Annotated in this window: 14 protein-coding genes; 10 read left to right on the top strand and 4 right to left on the bottom strand. The window is 39.2% G+C overall.

The window, feature by feature from the left end; translation table 11 throughout:
* Positions 1-63 precede the first annotated feature (63 nt).
* Complete coding sequence (locus AB669_RS20585; protein WP_047801259.1) at positions 64-777, top strand: CoA transferase subunit A; 714 nt, start codon at positions 64-66, stop codon at positions 775-777.
* A 30-nt stretch (positions 778-807) separates the two neighbouring features.
* Complete coding sequence (locus AB669_RS20580) at positions 808-1,470, top strand: CoA transferase subunit B (RefSeq protein ID WP_047801258.1); 663 nt, start codon at positions 808-810, stop codon at positions 1,468-1,470.
* Between the two features lie 44 nt (positions 1,471-1,514).
* On the opposite strand, the gene AB669_RS20575 is transcribed toward AB669_RS20580, so the two are convergent.
* Positions 1,515-2,162: a uridine kinase gene (locus tag AB669_RS20575; protein ID WP_047801257.1), complete on the bottom strand. Its 648-nt coding sequence runs from the start codon at positions 2,160-2,162 to the stop codon at positions 1,515-1,517.
* Entirely contained in the window at positions 2,159-3,679 is a 1,521-nt protein-coding gene (locus AB669_RS20570) for a LysM peptidoglycan-binding domain-containing protein (RefSeq protein ID WP_047801256.1), read from the bottom strand. Before AB669_RS20570 ends, AB669_RS20575 begins: the two co-directional genes overlap by 4 nt.
* Positions 3,680-3,960: 281 nt before the next feature.
* Here AB669_RS20570 and AB669_RS20565 point away from each other — a divergent pair, with 281 nt between their 5' ends.
* The 3 genes from AB669_RS20565 to AB669_RS20555 all read left to right on the top strand — a co-directional run bounded on the left by AB669_RS20565 (position 3,961) and on the right by AB669_RS20555 (position 8,835).
* Positions 3,961-4,440 (top strand): Dps family protein, encoded by a 480-nt coding sequence (locus AB669_RS20565; protein WP_047801255.1) that lies wholly within the window; start codon positions 3,961-3,963, stop codon positions 4,438-4,440.
* Between the two features lie 105 nt (positions 4,441-4,545).
* Positions 4,546-6,381: a UbiD family decarboxylase gene (locus tag AB669_RS20560; protein WP_047801254.1), complete on the top strand. Its 1,836-nt coding sequence runs from the start codon at positions 4,546-4,548 to the stop codon at positions 6,379-6,381.
* 48 nt (positions 6,382-6,429) lie between these two features.
* On the top strand, positions 6,430-8,835 hold the full coding sequence (locus AB669_RS20555) for a hypothetical protein (RefSeq protein ID WP_047801253.1): 2,406 nt from the start codon (positions 6,430-6,432) through the stop codon (positions 8,833-8,835).
* A gap of 72 nt (positions 8,836-8,907) precedes the next feature.
* On the opposite strand, the gene AB669_RS21690 is transcribed toward AB669_RS20555, so the two are convergent.
* Both AB669_RS21690 and AB669_RS20545 read right to left on the bottom strand, forming a co-directional pair.
* Positions 8,908-10,410, bottom strand: coding sequence for an OmpP1/FadL family transporter (locus AB669_RS21690; RefSeq protein ID WP_053058518.1), 1,503 nt, complete (start codon positions 10,408-10,410; stop codon positions 8,908-8,910).
* Positions 10,411-10,428: 18 nt separating this feature from the next.
* Positions 10,429-11,379, bottom strand: a complete 951-nt coding sequence (locus AB669_RS20545) for a hypothetical protein (protein ID WP_047801251.1) — start codon at positions 11,377-11,379, stop codon at positions 10,429-10,431.
* A 194-nt stretch (positions 11,380-11,573) separates the two neighbouring features.
* On the opposite strand from AB669_RS20545, the gene proS reads away from it, so the two are divergent.
* From proS to AB669_RS20515, 5 genes are all read left to right on the top strand, one after another.
* Entirely contained in the window at positions 11,574-13,046 is a 1,473-nt protein-coding gene (gene proS, locus AB669_RS20540; protein ID WP_047801250.1) for a proline--tRNA ligase, read from the top strand.
* Positions 13,047-13,129: 83 nt separating this feature from the next.
* Positions 13,130-14,269, top strand: coding sequence for a cystathionine gamma-synthase (locus AB669_RS20535; protein ID WP_047801249.1), 1,140 nt, complete (start codon positions 13,130-13,132; stop codon positions 14,267-14,269).
* Positions 14,270-14,360: 91 nt separating this feature from the next.
* Complete coding sequence (locus AB669_RS20530) at positions 14,361-15,128, top strand: TIGR02757 family protein (protein ID WP_047801248.1); 768 nt, start codon at positions 14,361-14,363, stop codon at positions 15,126-15,128.
* A gap of 117 nt (positions 15,129-15,245) precedes the next feature.
* Positions 15,246-15,860: a Crp/Fnr family transcriptional regulator gene (locus AB669_RS20525; protein ID WP_053058517.1), complete on the top strand. Its 615-nt coding sequence runs from the start codon at positions 15,246-15,248 to the stop codon at positions 15,858-15,860.
* 493 nt (positions 15,861-16,353) lie between these two features.
* On the top strand, positions 16,354-19,739 hold a 3,386-nt coding region (locus tag AB669_RS20515), incomplete at its 3' end, for a hypothetical protein (protein ID WP_047801246.1).

Raw genomic sequence — 19,739 nt, 5'->3', positions numbered from 1 at the left:
TGTTTTTGTAACGTATATTGATTCGGATTTATTATTTTAGGAGTCTAACCAAAATTCGTAAAAATGATCAATAAAGTTGTATCGGGTGCCGATGAGGCTGTCAGAGATATTTTTGATGGCGCTACAATTATGCTCGGAGGTTTCGGTTTGTGTGGCATTCCGGAAAATTGTATCACTGCTCTCGTAGCTAAAGAGATAAAATCGCTTACCTGTATATCAAATAATGCCGGAGTTGATGACTTCGGAATTGGTTTGATGCTTAAAAAGCGTATGGTCAAAAAGATGATTTCTTCTTATGTGGGTGAGAATGCGGAATTCGAACGTCAGCTTTTGAGTGGCGAATTGGAGGTTGATCTCATTCCACAGGGAACCCTTGCTACGCGCTGCATGGCCGCAGGCTACGGTATGCCTGCTATTTTTACACCAGCAGGGGTAGGAACCGAGGTTGCAGAAGGTAAGGAGATTAGAAACTTTCACGGTAAAGATTATTTATTGGAATATGCTTTCGATGCAGACTTTGCCATTGTAAAAGCATGGAAAGGAGATACAGCAGGTAATCTGATATTCAGGTCGACAAGCAGAAATTTTAATCCTGTAATGGCCATGGCAGGCAAAATTACCATTGCCGAAGTTGAAGAACTTGTAGAAGCCGGCGAACTCAATCCCGACCACATTCATACACCTGGAATATATGTTCACCGTATTTTTCAGGGCAAGGACTATGAAAAACGAATTGAGCAAAGGACAACCAGGATAGTCAATCAGCCAAATAAGTAACACATTTGTTTTCTAATTCAATCATTCATTATGCCATTCACAAAAGAAGAAATCGCCCAGCGTATTGCTAAGGAAATAAAAGACGGATACTACGTAAACCTGGGAATAGGTATCCCGACGCTGGTGGCCAATTACATCCCTGATCATATTAATATCGTTTTACAATCTGAAAATGGCTTACTTGGAATGGGTCCTTTTCCAATTGAAGGTGAAGAAGATCCCGATTTAATTAATGCCGGAAAACAAACCATTACCACTCTACCTGGTTCTTCGATATTTGATTCGGCGATGAGCTTTGGAATGATCAGGGCCCAAAAAGTCGATCTTACCATTCTCGGAGCAATGGAGGTTTCTGAAAATGGTGATATTGCCAACTGGAAAATTCCGGGTAAAATGGTAAAGGGGATGGGCGGAGCGATGGATCTGGTAGCCTCTGCAAAGAATATTATTGTTGCCATGCAGCATGTTAATAAAGCTGGAGAAAGTAAACTACTACCAAAATGCACGCTCCCGTTAACTGGTGTAAGGTGCATAAAAAAAATAGTGACTGAACTTGCCGTTTTAGATGTGTTGCCTGAAGGCGGTTTTAAGCTTTTGGAAAGGGCACCCGGTGTAAGTATAGATTTTATCAGACAATCAACTGCCGGGCGATTAGTTATAGAAGGGGAGATACCAGAAATGAATCTGGATTAAAACAAAAAAGTCAGACTGGATAAGTCTGACTTTAAAAAAGAATTTTAAACATCAATCAGAATACTATTTCGCAAATTATTAGAAATATCTTCGGTAATCGCAATAATTTCATCAGGCTCATTGGTATTGTTCATCACTACTTTATGGCATTGTTCTCGATACGGTAATAAGTATTCCTTGTATGCAGGAACAACATGATTTTGCCATTTATATAGAACGTCTTCTTCCGGATAGCCACGTTCCAAACCATCGCGCTTGATGCGCCGATCGAGCGCTATCTGTTCATCCGAATCTACAAATATGGTATGGTCTAGTAAATTGGCTATCTCTTTAAAGTGTAGGATAAAAAGCCCTTCAACAATTATAATAGGGGCAGATTTAATTTCCAGAATTTTCACAACCGCTAATGGGTTATTAAAATTATATTCCTTCTTATAAACCACCTCACCATTTATCAGTTGCTTGATATCTTTTAAAAACTGTTCACTATCAATGGTTGACGGCAGATCGAAGTTATAAAGTTTATTCTCTTCCTGGGTCATTTCACCTGCAGGGATATAATAGTCGTCCTGCGATACCAACGTAACCTCATCCTGTTTGAAATGATGTAGAAAGCAGTTTAAGAAAAATGTTTTACCCGATCCACTACCTCCGGCAATACCAATTATAAAAGGCTTTTTAATTGAACTCATTGAGCAGCACTGTATGTTAAGTTGCAGAAAAAACGCTTATCTAAAGCTCCCAAAGAGTCGGCTACAGCTTTAGTCATTACAATGATAACATCTTTTGTTGATTCATTCTCAGTAAATTTACCAACAACCTTCGCAAAAGTTGTTTTGTTAGTCATCGGATTGGTAATTTTAATTACACGTCCAACGGGTGCAGTACGGTGTAAAACCAACATCTTTGTTCCATCCAAATCTGCATCAGCAATCCAGATTGCAGTTCCTTTTTCCTCGATCTGGCTCAAACCGTAAACACTAGGGTCACGACGGAGTTTCGGATCATTAATTACCGTGCTATCCGGCTCATTTTCCTGTGCTTCTTTCGATAAATCATTAACTGATTTAGGCTGAGGTGGCGTAGGTATAATAAGCTTCTGACCAACTTTCAAAATATTGTCGTCCATTTTGTTGGCTACCCTGATTTGATAAGCGGTGAGGTTATATTTTTTTGCTATGCTGAAAATGTTTTCTCCGTCAACAACTGTATGAATAAAACTCTCTTCTTTAGCAGTTATTGGGGTTGTTTGTTTAGCCTGCTCTCCCTGTTTATCTTTCGGTACCTGAACTTCCATTACTATTCCACCCGGAACTTTTATTACCTGCCCGATGTTCAGATTGTTATCTGGTAAATCATTAAGTTTTCTCAGTTGGTAGGCAGTAACACCGTACTGCTTGGCAATGGTGAAAATAGTTTCGTTTCTTAATACGGTATGGCTTCCGGCAGCATCAGCTGTCTTTGCCGCTTCTGTTTGAGGTTGCTCGGCTACACTTACAATTTTATTCTCCTCAACGTTTTTTGTTGCCGGAATCTTTAGCTTTTGTCCTATTCTAAGGTTATTGCCTGATAGATTATTCGCTTTTTTAACCTCATCAACCGTAGTTCCATATTTCTCTGCTATTTTTCCCAGAAACTCTTTTGGTGCGACCGTATGTTCGATCATGGTTTGATCGGTTGTTGTATTTTCTTGCTGAGGTTGTGGTGCGGTTACTTTAGCCGGGGCATTTTCGGTTTGCTGAACTGACTGGCTGGTGGTTTTAGAAGAAATTTTTAATACCTGTCCGATGCTGAGATTGTTTCCCGAAAGATTGTTTAATCTTTTAATTTCATTCACCGTTGTACCGTATTTCTCCGCCAGCATATTCAGGTTTTCTTTTGCTTTCACCGTATGCTCAATAATTCCTCCTTCTACATTAGCCGGTGTTTGAGCGGCCGCAGTGGCTGATCCAAAGGGGGTATTTGTAGGCACTTTAATGACTACCCCAATCTGGAGATATTTATTGTCATTATAGGTCATGATGTCTTTTGGAGCTACATTGTATCTTCTCCCTATTGAATAGTAAGTGTCTTTGGCTACGATCTGATGAATGATAAGTTTTTTGCCGTTATTATTTTCTACGCCGATAGAGTCTCTTGCTGAATTAGCCTTTGCATTTGCGATGTTTATCGCAAATAAAACTACAGCAGATAAATATATTTTGTGCATTTATTTTTATGTAAATTCTAAGTCAAAGAAAGCAATTATACGAATAATATTATAAATGAAAGGGTATACAGGGTAAGCAACATCAGCCGGGAACTCACATTTCTAGCTTTGATTAGATTGTATTTTATTCATTTCTAATAACTTGTAAAATTGGTGTTTGTTATGATGTCGATTAATAAACGAGCGAATAATAATGGTATTGTTTAAAGTGAAAAATACATTAAAACTTTTGTAAGCCTGATTTGTTAATCACACAATAAAAACAATATAAACAAAAGAAAATGGACGCTAAAGAGATAAGCTTAAACGAAAAGGAAGTTAAACCTGTGGTTGATCTTTTAAATGATTATTTAGCTAATTATCACATTCATTACCAAAAGTTGAGAGGTTGTCACTGGAATATTAAGGGACAAAACTTCTTCACACTGCATATTAAATTTGAAGAATTATATACGAATGCACAGGTTACCATCGACGAAATCGCGGAGCGTGTGCTAACTTTAGGTAAACCACCTCACAGCCGTTTTGCCGATTACATCAGCGAATCACAAATTAAGGAAATCGATACCATCGGTATGAAAGACCTTGATATGGTTGAAGCATTACTTGATGACATGTCTAAATTGATCGAGATTGAACGCGTGGTGATGGAAGCTGCTGATCAGGCGGGTGATGATGGGACGAATGACATGGTAAACAAATTCATGCAGTTCAAAGAAAAAACAATCTGGATGTTACGCTCATTTGCAGGTAAGAAATAGCAAATTGAATAAAAATTCTTTGCCCCGGATAAATAGATGAATATTAAAATCTGTTTATCCGGGGCTTTTTGTTTTATAGCATAAGTAATTAATTATCTTTGGTGCATGGCATATAAAAGTTTGGCAGACTGTATTGCAGACCTCGAAAAGCATGGTCATTTAATTCGTATTAAAGAAGAGGTAGACCCTTACCTGGAAATGGCAACCATCCATTTAAGGGTTTATGAAAAACAGGGTCCTGCGTTATTTTTTGAAAACGTGAAAGGGAGCCCGTTCCCTGCAGTTTCAAATCTATTCGGTACGCTGGAAAGATCTAAATTCATATTTAGAGATACTTTGCCAAAAGTGCAACAATTGGTTTCTTTACGTAACGATCCTATTAAGGCCCTTAAGAATCCTTTTAAATACGCGGGTTCAGCAATGTCGGCATTGTCAGCCCTACCGTTAAAAACGCCGTCAGCAAGGCATAACTTTCTAAAAACAAGTATTAGTCAATTACCGCAAATCGTAAATTGGCCAATGGATGGTGGACCCTTTGTCACCATGCCACAAGTATACACAGAAGATGTAGAGAAAAAAGGGGTGCTTAACGCTAATTTGGGTATGTATCGTATCCAGTTAGGTGGTAACGATTACATTCAGGATAAAGAAATCGGATTACACTATCAGATTCATCGTGGAATTGGTGTTCACCAATCTAAAGCTAATAAATTGGGTTTACCACTAAAGGTAAGTATCTTCGTTGGAGGTCCTCCATCACATCCACTTGCTGCTGTGATGCCTTTGCCTGAAGGATTGTCTGAAATGACTTTCGCCGGCGCATTGGGCGATAGACGGTTCAGGTATTTTTATGATGAGGAAGGATTCTGTATCTCTGCGGATGCCGATTTTATCATTACTGGAACTGTCCATCCAAATGAGAATAAACCAGAAGGACCGTTCGGGGATCATTTAGGCTATTACAGTTTAACACACCCCTTCCCTTTGATGAAGGTGCACAATGTGTACCATAAAAAAGATGCCATCTGGTCGTTTACTGTAGTTGGACGCCCTCCACAGGAAGATACCAGCTTTGGCGCACTTATTCATGAAATTACGGGATCTGCCATTCCTCAGGAAATTCATGGTCTCAAAGAAGTTCATGCTGTAGATGCAGCAGGTGTTCATCCCTTATTGTTTGCTATCGGAAGTGAGCGATATACCCCATACTTAAAGGAAAGAAGACCCCAGGAAATACTAACCATCGCCAACCATATTTTGGGCAAAAATCAGCTTAGTCTGGCTAAATATGTTTTTATTGCTGCAAAAGAGGACGATGAAACCCTAAACACTCATGATATTAAGGGCTTCTTATCCCATATTCTTGAGCGTATTGATTTTACCAGAGATGTACATTTCTACACAAATACCACAATTGATACATTGGATTACAGTGGGGATGGGCTAAACAGCGGATCTAAAGTAGTTATTGCAGCGGCCGGCGAAAAAAAACGTGAACTATGGGAAGCACTTCCCGAAAACCTCAAATTGGGAGACGGCTGTTATAGGGCTGAAGTGGCCATCGCTGGAGTGCTGATACTGGAGTGCGACAAGTTTATAAGCGCAGAGAAAACGGCAGTTGAAATCGCAAAATTAAATATCTCATTGATTGATCAGGATCTGAGTGGATTTCCTTTACTCATTTTAGCTGATGATGCCGAATTTACAGCAGCAAATATTGATAACCTGGTCTGGATCACATTTACCCGAAGCAATCCCGCTGCCGATATTTATGGCATAAATGATTTTACAATTAATAAACACTGGGGATGTAAAGGTTCTTTAATTATCGATGCCAGGAAAAAACCCCATCATGCCCCAGAACTAGTCAAAAACTCAGATGTAGAAAATAAAGTAGATCAGATGGGGCAGCCTGGTGCTATATTAGCTGGAATAATTTAGTTTTAAATATTTAATGTTTTATTGATCTGAGAAAGAAAGGTTAATATAATGCCTAAGCTATTTCGATTCTTCATTTTGCTGCCAGTGCTTTTATGCACATCACAGTCGTATGGTCAAAAGCTGGATAGCATCGCCGATAACCTACATCATTATGGAAAGCATCATATAAAATCAACCTTGTTCGTTCACTTTGATAAGAATGTATACACCAATAATGATCAGGTTTGGTTTACCGGTTATTTGTTGAAAGGTGTAACAGATCTGGCTAATTACCACACGCTATATATATCATTAGTAAATAACCTCGATAGTACTGTTGTTCTGCAAGATAAGTTTCTTATTGAAAAAGGAATTTGCTTCGGTAATCTCACCCTGCCTGATTCTATAACTGGTGGAAACTACCGTTTCGTTATCAATGCCAATGTCATCGTCAATGGTAAGTCTGATGTTGAATTTATCCAGCCCATTACGATAAAATCTACAATAGTTAATAAATTAACAGCTACTGTCGCTATTTTTAACAGAAATCAGGAAAATAATAAAACGGGAACAGCTTTATTAAAAGTGCTTACAAGTGATAACCGCTTTGTAGAAAATGCCGAGATTAACTATACTATCGGAAGGTCTGAAATACTAAAAAGAGGTACCGCGAAAAGTAGTGTCATCGGAGAATTAATGATTGATTACCCATCTGCCGCAATTACAGCAGAAAATAATTTGCTTTCCATCACCGTTAATAAAGGCAATGATACTCGGTACATCAACTATGATTTGCCTTACACAAATCAACAACAATATCAGGTTAGATTTTTTCCCGAAGGTGGTTATCTGGTAAACGGAATAACAAGTAGAGTTGGTTTTGAAATCAAAGGATTGAATGATGCATCAATCAAAGCCAGAGCATTATTGTTTCGGGATAACGAAGTACTTGATACCATTTCTACCAATTCGCATGGCTTTGGTTTCTTTAACCTTTACCCCAACTTAAAGTCCAAATATTATATTAAGATTTTAAGCGGTGACGGTTCGGGCCAAACTATACTCTTGCCAGAAATACTTAGAACCGGGATTACCTTGTCTGCTACAGAAAGCATCTGCGACAATATATTGCGAATTCATTTAAAGAGTAATTTAGATGCAAAAGTCCACCTTGTATTACATAATTATTCCGGTATTTTTCTTCATACAAATTTGATGCTTAAGGCCAATATGTCACAGCCAGTAAAGTTCCAGCTTGATTCGGTACCTGCTGGGCTTAACAGCATAACCGTTCTGGATAGTTTGTACCGGCCATTGGCCGAGAAAGCAATCTTCGCACACCATGACCAAATAAGTAAAATTAATATAGAAACCGATAAAGAAATATATTCAACCCGTGACAGTGTTCATCTGGAACTTGATTTGCAGTCTCAACTTCCATGGAAAAGCGGTTTTGTTTCCATTGCATGTGTCCAGGCAAATCGTTTAACACTTATAAATGAAAGAAACATAGTTGATTATTACTTATTAGAGAAAGAATTAGGTGTGCTCCCCTCCAATTTGTCTGGAATAAGGTTTTCTGATCGGGCATTTCTGAATGAGCTATTGATGATCAAAGGATGGACCCGTTACAGGTGGCCGGTCGAAAAACTAGAGTATCGTGACTCCATTTCGAGCATGGAACTAACTGGTCAGGTAAAGAAAGGGAAAAAAAATCTGAAAGTACCTGTCAGCCTTTTCACAATTGCAGCCAATAACGTTAATGTATTCAAAACGGATAATGCCGGTTATTTTACAATACCAGTAGAGTATCTGCTCGCAAAAGATAAGGGGAAAGTATGGCTAAATTTGCAGGAAAAGAATTCATCGGGTTATGACCTGAGTTTTAACGATCCTTTAAATAGGATAAAAAAAGAGCTGCGGTTGCAAGGCTACAAAATGGATTCCTCCCAAATGATTTCCATAAATGATCTAAACGATTCGCAGTCACATACCGGGGATATTAAATTAAAAGAGGTCATCATTACCGCAAATCGTAATAATGGCTTATCTCATCAGCATGCCAATGAATGTGGCGACTATGTATGTCAATACAATATTCTCAATTGTCCAAATCATCCCGGAGATTCTGGTAACCGTGCACCGGTAAAAGGGAGAACCTATGGAAATGGCGGTAGGGGAGGCAATATAGTATATATAGGATGTACAGGTTATGAACCGAAACCAAATGTCTATGTCTTGAATGGTGTTAAACTTCCAAAAGAATTTTATATTTCGGATGTCACAAACAAAAATGAACCGATAAACTTTGCAACAGTATATTGGAACTATCAAACGCCATTAACTGCTGATAAGCCGACTGTTATCAAATTCAATACCGGAGATTTAACTGGAAAATTCAAGGTGGTGGTACAAGGCGTCGCAGATAATGGATTGATTTACGGGGAAAAGATAATTACAGTCCAGCGGAAATAAAAAATGCCTCCAATAAGCGTTTAGCTTTTTGGAGGCAATATTAAATACCTATATGTTTTTGAGTATTTGTTATTAAAACCTAACACCGAAAGTTAAGAATACATTGTTTCTTTTGCTGTTAACGTCAGCAACAGGTTCAGAATAATCGTTAAGCTCATAAGGAGCAGAACTGAAATTAGTTTTGTAATTCTGGTAAGCCAAATCGAAGTAATAATTATCAACACGATAACCAATTCCACCAGTGAAATACTGACCTTGATAAAACGAATTATCTCCACCTTTAACACCATTTCCATTTACACCATAACCGCCTCTGATACTAACTTCAGGACTCACCTTAACCTCAGCTCCTACACGGTAGTTCACTGCTTCTTTGTAAGAATTTTTAATAAAGGTGTTCGAGCTATTGATTGTCGCCGGATCTGAACCATTGTCTGATGAGAAGCGCATCGAAGCGTAATCAATATAGTCAACATCTGCCGAGATTAGTGCCGTTCCCGCAATCACATAACTTAAACCCGCTGATGCTTTCAATGGTGTGCGCAGATTATAGGTAAAGGTGTAATTTCTGCTTGGGTTGTTTGAGGAATAGCCAGCTAACTGACTGTTGACAGTTTCGCTGGTATTATCCTGAATATTCATCCACGTTGGTGTTTGAAAATTCAAGCCGATTCTAAATTCACTAACCGGTCTGAAAATCATTCCCAGTTTCAGGTTAAAGCCGCCACCTTTTGTTTCCTGGTTTCTAAAATGTGTAAGGTTATAATTTTCGTTACCTGCGTATCCATCAGTAGCATCATAGGTGTTTACCAGGCCACTTTCAGTAAATGTAGCCTCGCTAACATATCTAACATTTACAAAGCTCGCGGTAGCGCCAATGTAGACCTTATTACCAAAGTTCAAAGCACCGGCAACGTTAAACTCAGATGTCGACCCAAGTCGCGCTTCATTCCAATTCTGGTTAAAGCTCGTACCGGTGTAAGGCTCTGCAGAAAAACCGTTAGGGAAATTAGTAGCATTTCTGTTTATTAAATAACTGTCATAAGCATCACCGGCAACAGTATTATCAATCCCATAAGCATTTGCCTGTTCAGCATATGCATCTCTGATTGAACTATTGGTATTTACACCACCATAGTTGATGTTATTTAAAAAATCATTGTTTCGGGTATAGCTTAAACCAAAAACAGTACTTACCAATCCCTTATTTACGTCGCTTCCCTTAGCTTTATAGGCTGGGTTGTAAAATACAACTCCAATGTTATTCAGATTAATCTGGTTTTTAGTAGCCTTGGTGTCTGTTCCTAAAAATGAACTGTTATTCGAAACCGAATTAAATTCGGGAGTTAAGCTGAATTCAGATTTTGTAAATAGACCCAATCCCGCCGGATTGGCATTAATAGATCCCATGTCTCCGCCTACACCAATCTGAGCACCTCCCATTCCTTTAAAACGGGCCGAACTGCCATAGTTAGTTTGTGAAAAACGAAAAGCATCGGGCGCGTAACTTTGAGCGTATGATGTTCCTATAGTAGCTACTGTAGCTACTATGGAAGCCAGTATATATTTTTTCATGTTGTGTGTTTCGCTAAATTAACCTCTTCCTGCTCTTGATGGTCTGCCACCACCGCCGCCACCACCGCCGCTTGAACCAGAACCTGATCCGCTGCTAGCAGGAGGGGAGTAACTCGGAGCACTCTCAGTTCTAGTAGGACGACTCATTTGAGTAGGACGTTCGCTGGGTGTGTAAGTGTTTCCATTATTTGTCGGCTGATAACTTCTTGTTGGTCTGCCGCTACCATTAGGATTGGTAGAACTGATAGATCCGTTACCATTACCGGTATAACCAGATCTGCTTGGGCGACCGTAGTTTGGATTTACACCCGCTACAGAAGTTCTTGGAACGCCAGTATCATTGCTTCCAGGTCTTGGTCTGTAATTACCGCGGTTGGTAGCAACACCACCTCCATAGTAACCACCACCTACACCCCATCCGCCGCCATACCAGCCGCCACCCCAACCGAAACGATCGTAGTAGGAGTAAGGACCCCATGAGTTCCAGCCATATAAACCGCTGTTCCATCCAAAGCCCGAATTACCATAATAGAATGGATTATTCCAGATGCTACCGTAGTAATTTCCACCCCAGCCTCCTAATCCATAACCATTACCCCAGCCGATGCCGTATCCAAGATAATTAGAAGCACCGTAACTATTGCCATAATAGTAATTGTCAAAATAAGGATCATAATAACCCTGGAAACTGTAACCATTGTAGAAACGGTTAATTCTTGAAGAATAATCCATATCGTAATAAGGATTACTTGTTCCATAATACTCATCGTAGTTCTCAGTCTGGCCTTGCTGCGTTTGAGCCTGAACCTGATTTTGAGTTGGAATATATTGTTCAACTTCCTGTGCTTTCGCAACAGAGTTGTACACATCATCAACTGGCTTATTGCTAGCCAATTTTGATGTAGAACATGACGCTACCAACCCAGCGGCAGCAATCATCACTACGGGTAAAAATTTAATTGGTTTCATTGTGTTTATATTTAGTTGTGTGTGTTCACGGATAAATAAACAAATCAAAAGTATTACTAACTATTTATTTAGGGAATAAAATATATAAATTTAACAGCTAGTCAATGTTAATCGCATTTGTTAGGCATAAATTTATAAATTTGTGCGCTAATTTTACACTATTTAACACACAAATTACGTTCCAAATACATAATATGAGCAAAGAAATTACAAGTAGAGAAGCCGATTATTCCCAGTGGTATAATGATATTGTATTAAAAGCTGACCTGGCAGAGCACTCTGCAGTTCGTGGCTGCATGGTTATCAAGCCTAATGGCTATGCTATATGGGAAAAAATGCAGGCAGTTTTGGATAAGATGTTTAAGGATACGGGTCATCAGAATGCGTATTTTCCATTATTCATTCCAAAGTCATTTTTTTCTAAGGAAGCTTCTCACGTTGAGGGTTTTGCAACAGAATGTGCGGTTGTGACACATTATCGTCTAAAAAATGATGGTAATGGAAATATTGTAGTTGACGAAACGGCAAAGCTGGAAGAAGAACTTATTGTTCGTCCAACTTCCGAAACCATTATCTGGAACACATACAAAGGTTGGATTCAGTCCTATCGTGACTTGCCTATACTGATCAATCAATGGGCAAACGTAGTTAGATGGGAAATGCGTACCCGTTTGTTTTTACGCACTGCAGAGTTTTTGTGGCAGGAAGGACACACTGCTCACGCCACGGCTGAAGAGGCTATCGAGGAGACTGAACGCATGCTTCACATTTACGCTGATTTTGCTGAAAACTGGCTTGCTGTTCCTGTGGTAAGAGGAAGGAAATCTCCGAATGAAAGATTCGCTGGTGCAATTGATACCTACTGCATTGAGGCTCTAATGCAAGATGGCAAGGCACTTCAAGCGGGTACATCACACTTTTTAGGCCAGAATTTCGCTAAAGCATTCGATGTTAAGTTCACCGGTAAAGATGGAAAGTTGGATCACGTTTGGGCCACTTCATGGGGTGTTTCAACCCGTTTGATGGGAGCACTGATCATGGCCCACAGTGATGACTCAGGCTTAATTATTCCACCAAAACTCGCTCCGATTCAGGTAGTAATTGTTCCAATTTATAAAGGAGATGAAGACCTGGCAAAAATTTCTGCTTACGTAAATGAGCTTACCATGCGACTGCGTGGCATGGGTATTTCGGTAAAATACGATGACAGGGATACACAACGTCCAGGTTATAAGTTTGCAGATTACGAATTGAAAGGTGTTCCGGTTCGTATTGCTATAGGTGGAAGGGATCTGGAAAATAAAACGGTAGAAATTGCCCGAAGGGATATTAAGATAAAACAAACCGTACCTCAGGAAGGCCTGGATATTTATATTGTTAAATTGTTGGAGGATATCCAGACGAGTATGTTTAATAAGGCATTGGCTTACAGAGATGAACACATTACTGAGGCAAATACCTATCAGGAGTTTAAAGATCTATTGGATGGTAAAGCAGGTTTTATTTCTGCACACTGGGATGGAACCTCTGAAACCGAACAGAAAATCAAAGAAGAAACAAAAGCAACGATCCGTTGTATTCCTTTGGATAATAAGTTGGAAGATGGCGTTTGTATTTATTCAGGCAAACCATCTACACGAAGGGTATTGTTCGCAAGAGCATATTAATTAGATTTGAGATTTGAGAAACCGGGTTGAGCGTGAATCTCAACTCGTTAACTCCAATCTCAGATCTCAGATCACAATAAGAAATGAAATTCGCAACAAAAGCAATACATGCAGGTCAGGAACCTGATCCAACAACGGGTGCGGTTATGACACCCATATACCAAACGTCCACATACTGGCAAAAATCTCCTGGCGATAATAAAGGCTATGAGTATTCCAGAGGAACAAATCCAACGCGGAAAGCGCTTGAAGACTGCTTGGCGGCCTTAGAAAATGCGAAATATGGTTTAGCATTCTCAAGCGGAATGGGGGCTACAGATGCCGTTTTAAAACTTCTTCAGCCAGGCGATGAGGTGATCACTGGTAACGATCTCTACGGTGGTTCTTACCGCATCTTTACCAAAATTTTCACTAAGTACGGTATCAAATTTCATTTTCTGGACCTTTCTAAGCCAGAAAATATGTTGCCATACATTAATGAAAAAACAAAATTGGTTTGGATTGAAACGCCTACTAATCCAACTATGCAGATCATTGATATTGAAGGGGTAGCTAAAATTACCAAAAAGAAGAATTTAATTCTCACGGTTGATAATACATTTGCCTCTCCCTACTTGCAAAACCCAATCGATTTAGGTGCTGACATAGTTATGCACTCGGTAACCAAGTATATTGGTGGTCACTCGGATGTGGTAATGGGCGCACTGGTAACCAGTAATGAGCAATTGTATAAAGACCTTTGGTTTATATATAATGCATGCGGCGCAACACCAGGTCCCCAGGATTCATTTCTGGTACTAAGAGGTATAAAAACACTGCATTTGCGTATGAAGGCACATTGCGAGAACGGTGAGCGAATAGCACATTACTTAAAAACTCATCCCAAAGTAGATAAGATATACTGGCCAGGATTTGAAGATCATCCAAATCACGACGTTGCCAAAAAACAAATGCGGGGCTTTGGAGGCATGATTTCCATTACGTTAAAAGGCGCAGATCTTGCTGAAACATTCAGGGTATCCTCTAACTTCAAAGTGTTTACCTTGGCAGAATCGTTGGGAGGAGTAGAATCATTAATCAATCACCCTGCAACGATGACTCATGGGTCTATTCCAAAAGAAGAAAGAGAAAAAGTTGGCGTTACAGATAATTTACTTCGCTTAAGTGTTGGTGTAGAAGATATTGACGACCTTTTGGAAGATCTCGAGAATGCACTTTCTTAATAAAAACAATCAGGCAAATTAGGCTTTGCCTGATTGTTTTAACCACTTTCAATAGCAGCAATAGCTGCTATTTTTATTTTATTTTGGCCATATGGAATTTCTCGAACTCAAGAATTTTCTTGACAGAAAAGTTGAACAATATAATACACCAGATTTTATTGTTAATGATCCGGTTTGCATTCCTCATCTTTTTCAGCAAAAGCAGGATATTGAAATTTCTGCCTTTTTTGCTGCGGTGCTAGCCTGGGGACAACGTAAAACGATCATCAATAAATGTAGAGAGTTATTAAATCGTATGGATAACGCCCCTTATGATTTTGTATTGAACCACACCGATGACGATTTAAAGCGGTTACTCTTTTTTAAGCACCGAACATTTAACGATACTGATCTGCTTTATTTTATCTCATTCTTCAAAATGCACTACGGCAAATTTGATACTTTCGAGCAGGCATTCATTCCGGCAACAGGCGCATTTAGTATTGAAGATTCGTTAAATCACTTCAGAAGTTACTTTTTTTCACTTGAAGATTTTCCACATCGTACCAGAAAACACATTTCATCGCCGCAACAGAAATCTACGTGTAAACGATTAAATATGTTTCTACGATGGATGGTGAGGAAAGATGACAAGGGTGTAGATTTTGGCATGTGGAAAACCATTCGACCCGAGGATCTGGTGTGCCCTTGCGATGTACATGTAGATCGGGTAGGCAGATTGCTCGGACTAATCACCAGAAAACAGACAGATTGGTCGACCGCAGTGGAGTTAACCACACAGCTCAAGCAATTCGATGAGCTTGATCCTGTTAAATATGATTTTGCGCTATTTGGTCTTGGAGTGGAAAAAGTTTTGTGATATTTTTCTGTATTAGAAAAATAACCTCAAACCTTCGTTTTTCCCTTGAAACTTCCTATCATTACATACTGATTTTACATTTGATGTAAGTTGCGTCTATCGCTAAGCTAAACAAACATGATTGCAGTTAATTTATCTGATGAAGATAGGTGGAGGAAATACAATAATTCCTCACCATTGATTTCTGTTTTTAAACACTTTCATCCTCTTAATGATGAGATCGAACAGCGAATTAATCAGCATACTTTTCCAATTAGTTATAAAAAGAATAAATTTCTTGTTTCTCCTGTAGATCATAATAAATATCTGTTTTTAATTGTAAAAGGAATAGTAAGGGGATTTATCAAAGATGGCAAAACGGAAATTACTACGTGGATTGCAAAAGAAAATGAGGTAGTCGGTACTATCCGCAATTTATGGATTGATGGCGATTCAGAAGAATACCTACAGGCGCTGGAAGATGTTGAGCTAATTGCGATTCCGCACGTGTTATCGGAATATCTTTACGAGAACTTTCCGGAGGCAAATATTGTAGGTCGAAAAATGATGGAACTCTATTACCGGTCAGCCGAAGAAAGGGCATATTTGTGCCGTATATCATCCGCAGAGAAAAGATATAAAAGATTTCTCTCCTCATTCCCCGATTTAATTAACCGGGTATCCCTAAAATATATCGCTTCGTTCCTGGCAGTGCGGCTCGAAACACTTAGCCGGATACGGGCCAAACTATAAGTTTCAAATTTCTTCGTATTTAGAACGTGGAGCTATGCTTAACAAAATCGTAGCCTTATTGTTTTGTAAAAAAAGCATTTCAGTTCCTGATTCTGTATGATTAATACTACTTTTTAAAGAAATTTTGTTGATTATTATCAAATAATGCAGGCCATATGGGTTTACTTGAATTACGATGACAAATTGTAACATTGTTTTTTAGTTAATTTGTAGTATTGATAATACAGTATTTAAAGCTTTAAGTATTATTTCTGTCCCCGGATTCGAATTTTTGTTTAGAATCAGGAAATGAACTTAGCTTAAAGAAGTCGTCTATCTAAAAACGCTGAATCCAGTACGTTCTTTGACCCATGGTTATTTAACTATCTCGATATAAGCTTTTTAATAAGGTATAAGTTCTCTTCAAACCCAATCCAGGTGTAGAAAACTCCCCCGACCATTTCTTAAGGGGCATTCAAATGCTGAAAATTGATGCTCATATATTACAATTGAAATGAAAAAACAACTATCTCTCAGTTTAGTTCTTGTATTAAGTGTTTTTGGAGCCTTGGCTCAACAAAAAATGAAAGATGGCACGGTTACATATGGTAATCTGCCTAATAAGGATGCCATTCTGGAATTAGAAAGCACAAATAAAGGATTACTATTTTCGAGAGTAGCACTTAAGGATTCCAGGGATCCGGCTCCATTATCTGCGCACATTGCAGGTATGATGGTATATAATACGCAAACGGCATCAGATGTGGTACCGGGAATCTATTATAATGATGGAAGCAAATGGATACTTGCCCGTCAGGGTCAGGCTACAAACCTATCTTATAACCCTACAACTTATACTTTAAGTTTCCTCGACCCTTCAAGCAATGCTGCCGTACTGATTGATCTGCGCGACGTTGTCAAGAAAAACGAAACATTAACTTCTTTGGTAAAACAGGAAAACGGAACCTATGTTTACACTGCAGAAGATGGCGCGAAAACCACGATCAATGTTCCAGCAGACGTAATTAACAACTTTCAAACCATTGCCAACACATTATCGGTAAAACAGATCATCGAAAATATTGTCAAAAATACTGCCGGCAACGTATTTTTTGATGGTACAAATTTGACATATATTGATAAAAGCGGTGCTACACAAATAATCAATCTTACACAGATTGTAAAGGGTGGAGAAACCGTAACTACATTGGTAAAGAATACAGATGGTAGCTATACCTACACTAATGAGAAAAACGATAAGGTAACTTTTAACGTGATAGGCGATATAAATACGAATATCATTAATGAAGGTGCACTCTATACCACCATTAAAAATGTTATAGATAAGGAAGAAACAGTTACTAGTCTGGTGTATGACGTGGTTAAAAATACCCTGACATACTCTGATGAAAATAAAATTGTCAATACTATTGATATAGCAAAACTGGTTACAAAAAATCAACTTACAACATCGTTATCAAACAGTGAAACTACAGAAGTAGCTTCAAACACTATCTTAAATAACACAAGTTATAAAGTTGAGGTTAAGAATGGTGCCATTAGTACTGTAAAGTTAGCTAATGAGGCTGTTACCACTGAAAAGATAGGCAAAGGCGCCGTTACGGGTGATCAGGTTGCAGTTAAGGTGATTAGTGCCGACAAACTTGTTGCCAATCCAACAGATAAAGGAATGGTTGGCGTTGTACAGGCAGATGGAACCATTGTTTATCAGACTCTATCTTCGTCAAACATTTCAGGTAAAGACTTAACGGCGGAAGATGGTTCAATCGCCGTAGCGAATGGAATTGGTGCTACCTTAGTTAACGCCAAGCTGAAAGTTGCTGACGGAGGCATTACCACGTCTAAATTAGCTGATGGTGCAGTAACCAATGTTAAAGTTGGTGCCGATGCAATTACAACGGATAAAATCAAAGATGGTGAAGTTAAGACGGCTGATCTCGGTGATAAGACTGTCACCGGCGATAAGATTGCTGATAAAACAGTTACCGCTGATAAGTTAATCGCGAACCCTGCAGATAAAGATAAAGTAGGTGTGGTTCAGGCAGACGGAAGCATTGTTTATCAAACATTATCTGGTGGTAACATAAAAGGAAAGGATCTTACAGCTGAAGATGGTTCAATCGCAGTAACTGATGGAGCTGGTGCAACGCTGGTAAACTCAAAAGTGAAGGTTGCCGATGGTGGTATTAATACTGCTAAATTGGCTGATGGTGCAGTAACCAACGTTAAAGTTGGTGCTGACGCAATCACCACAGATAAAATCAAAGATGGTGAAATTAAAACTGCTGATGTTGCTGATAAAAACATTACCGCTGCAAAACTTGACGCGGGAACAGGAACAGCGGGTCGTTTGGCTATTGCTGATGCCACGGGAGCTGTAACTTATTCTAACACTATCCCGAGTGGATCAATTACCGGTGAGAATGTAACTGCCGGAAGCAATAAAGTAGCCTTAGGTGGAACGCCGACAGGTGCTGCATTAAAATCCTTTTCTGTTGACGTGGACGAAGCCAATTTAAACTTAGCTAATATTGGAGGTAAAGTAACCAACAATCAGATCATCACAGGAACAGCAAACCAGATATTAGTGACCAATGCTGCTGGAACAGCCACAGAATGGATTGATAAATCAGCTGCAACTTCAGTTAGTAATGCTTCAACAGGAAATATCATCACAACCACGGTTAATGGTACAACAGGTGCTGCAGTAAACATCATCAACACTAATGTAACGAGTCTTGATGCCGGAAATAAGCTGATCACCACCGTTAACGGCGTAGCAAGTACCCCATTGGATATTTCAACAGCGGTTGTCGCTACACAAAAAACCACGACATTGTCTAATGGCAGCAACACCACTGCTACCGTAACCACAACAGGAAATGTTACCGATTACAAGGTAAATGTAAATAATGCTACGGCAACAACAACCGGAGCTGTTAAACCAGGCGCTGGTTTAACAGTAGATGGAACAGGAACACTTTTGGTTGATGCTTCGGCAATTGTCACTGGAAAAGCCTTGTCATCAAATGATTTAACAATCTCTGCAAACGGCTCGACTTCCTTATTAAAAGATGTTAATATCGATATCAAAAACGGTGCGGTTACGACTGCTAAATTAGCTGATGGTGCAGTAACTAATGTTAAAGTTGGTGCTGATGCGATTACAACAGACAAAATTAAAGATGGAGAAGTAAAAACTGCTGATCTCGGCGATAAAGCAGTAACGGGAGATAAAATTGCTGATAAAACAGTAACTGCTGAAAAGCTTACAGCTAATCCTGCTGACAAAGATAAAGTAGGCGTGGTTCAGGCTGATGGGAGTATTGTTTATCAAACCTTATCAGCTACCAACATCTCAGGTAAAAACCTGACTGCAGAAGACAATTCAATCGCAGTAACCGATGGAACTGGAGCAACATTGGTAAATTCAAAATTGAAAGTTGCTGATGGCGGTATCACGACTGCGAAACTTGCTGACGGTGCGGTAACTACCACTAAAATAGCTGACGGATCAGTAACTAACGCTAAAGTTGGAGCTGATGCGATCACAACAGATAAAATAAAAGACGGTGAAGTTAAAACTGCTGATGTAGCAGATAAAAACATTACTGCAGCGAAACTAGATGCAACTGGCGCAACAGCTGGACAAGTGGCTACTGCTAATGCTAACGGAATAGTTACTTATCAAACTTTATCAGAAACTAACTTAACCAGTACAAAAGGGATTACTGCTACAGGAATCACGGTCACTGGTGGCGCAGGTTCAACATTGAAAGATGTTACTTTGGCCATTACCGATGGTGCAATTACGAGTGCTAAACTCGCTGATGGTGCTGTTACTACTGTTAAAGTTGCTGACGGATCAGTAACTAACGC

Origin of the sequence: Pedobacter sp. BMA, assembly GCF_001027745.1 — a bacterium.
GTDB lineage: Bacteria > Bacteroidota > Bacteroidia > Sphingobacteriales > Sphingobacteriaceae > Pedobacter.
Note: the sequence above shows the minus strand (reverse complement) of the source record. Positions and strands in the feature narration are given on the sequence as shown.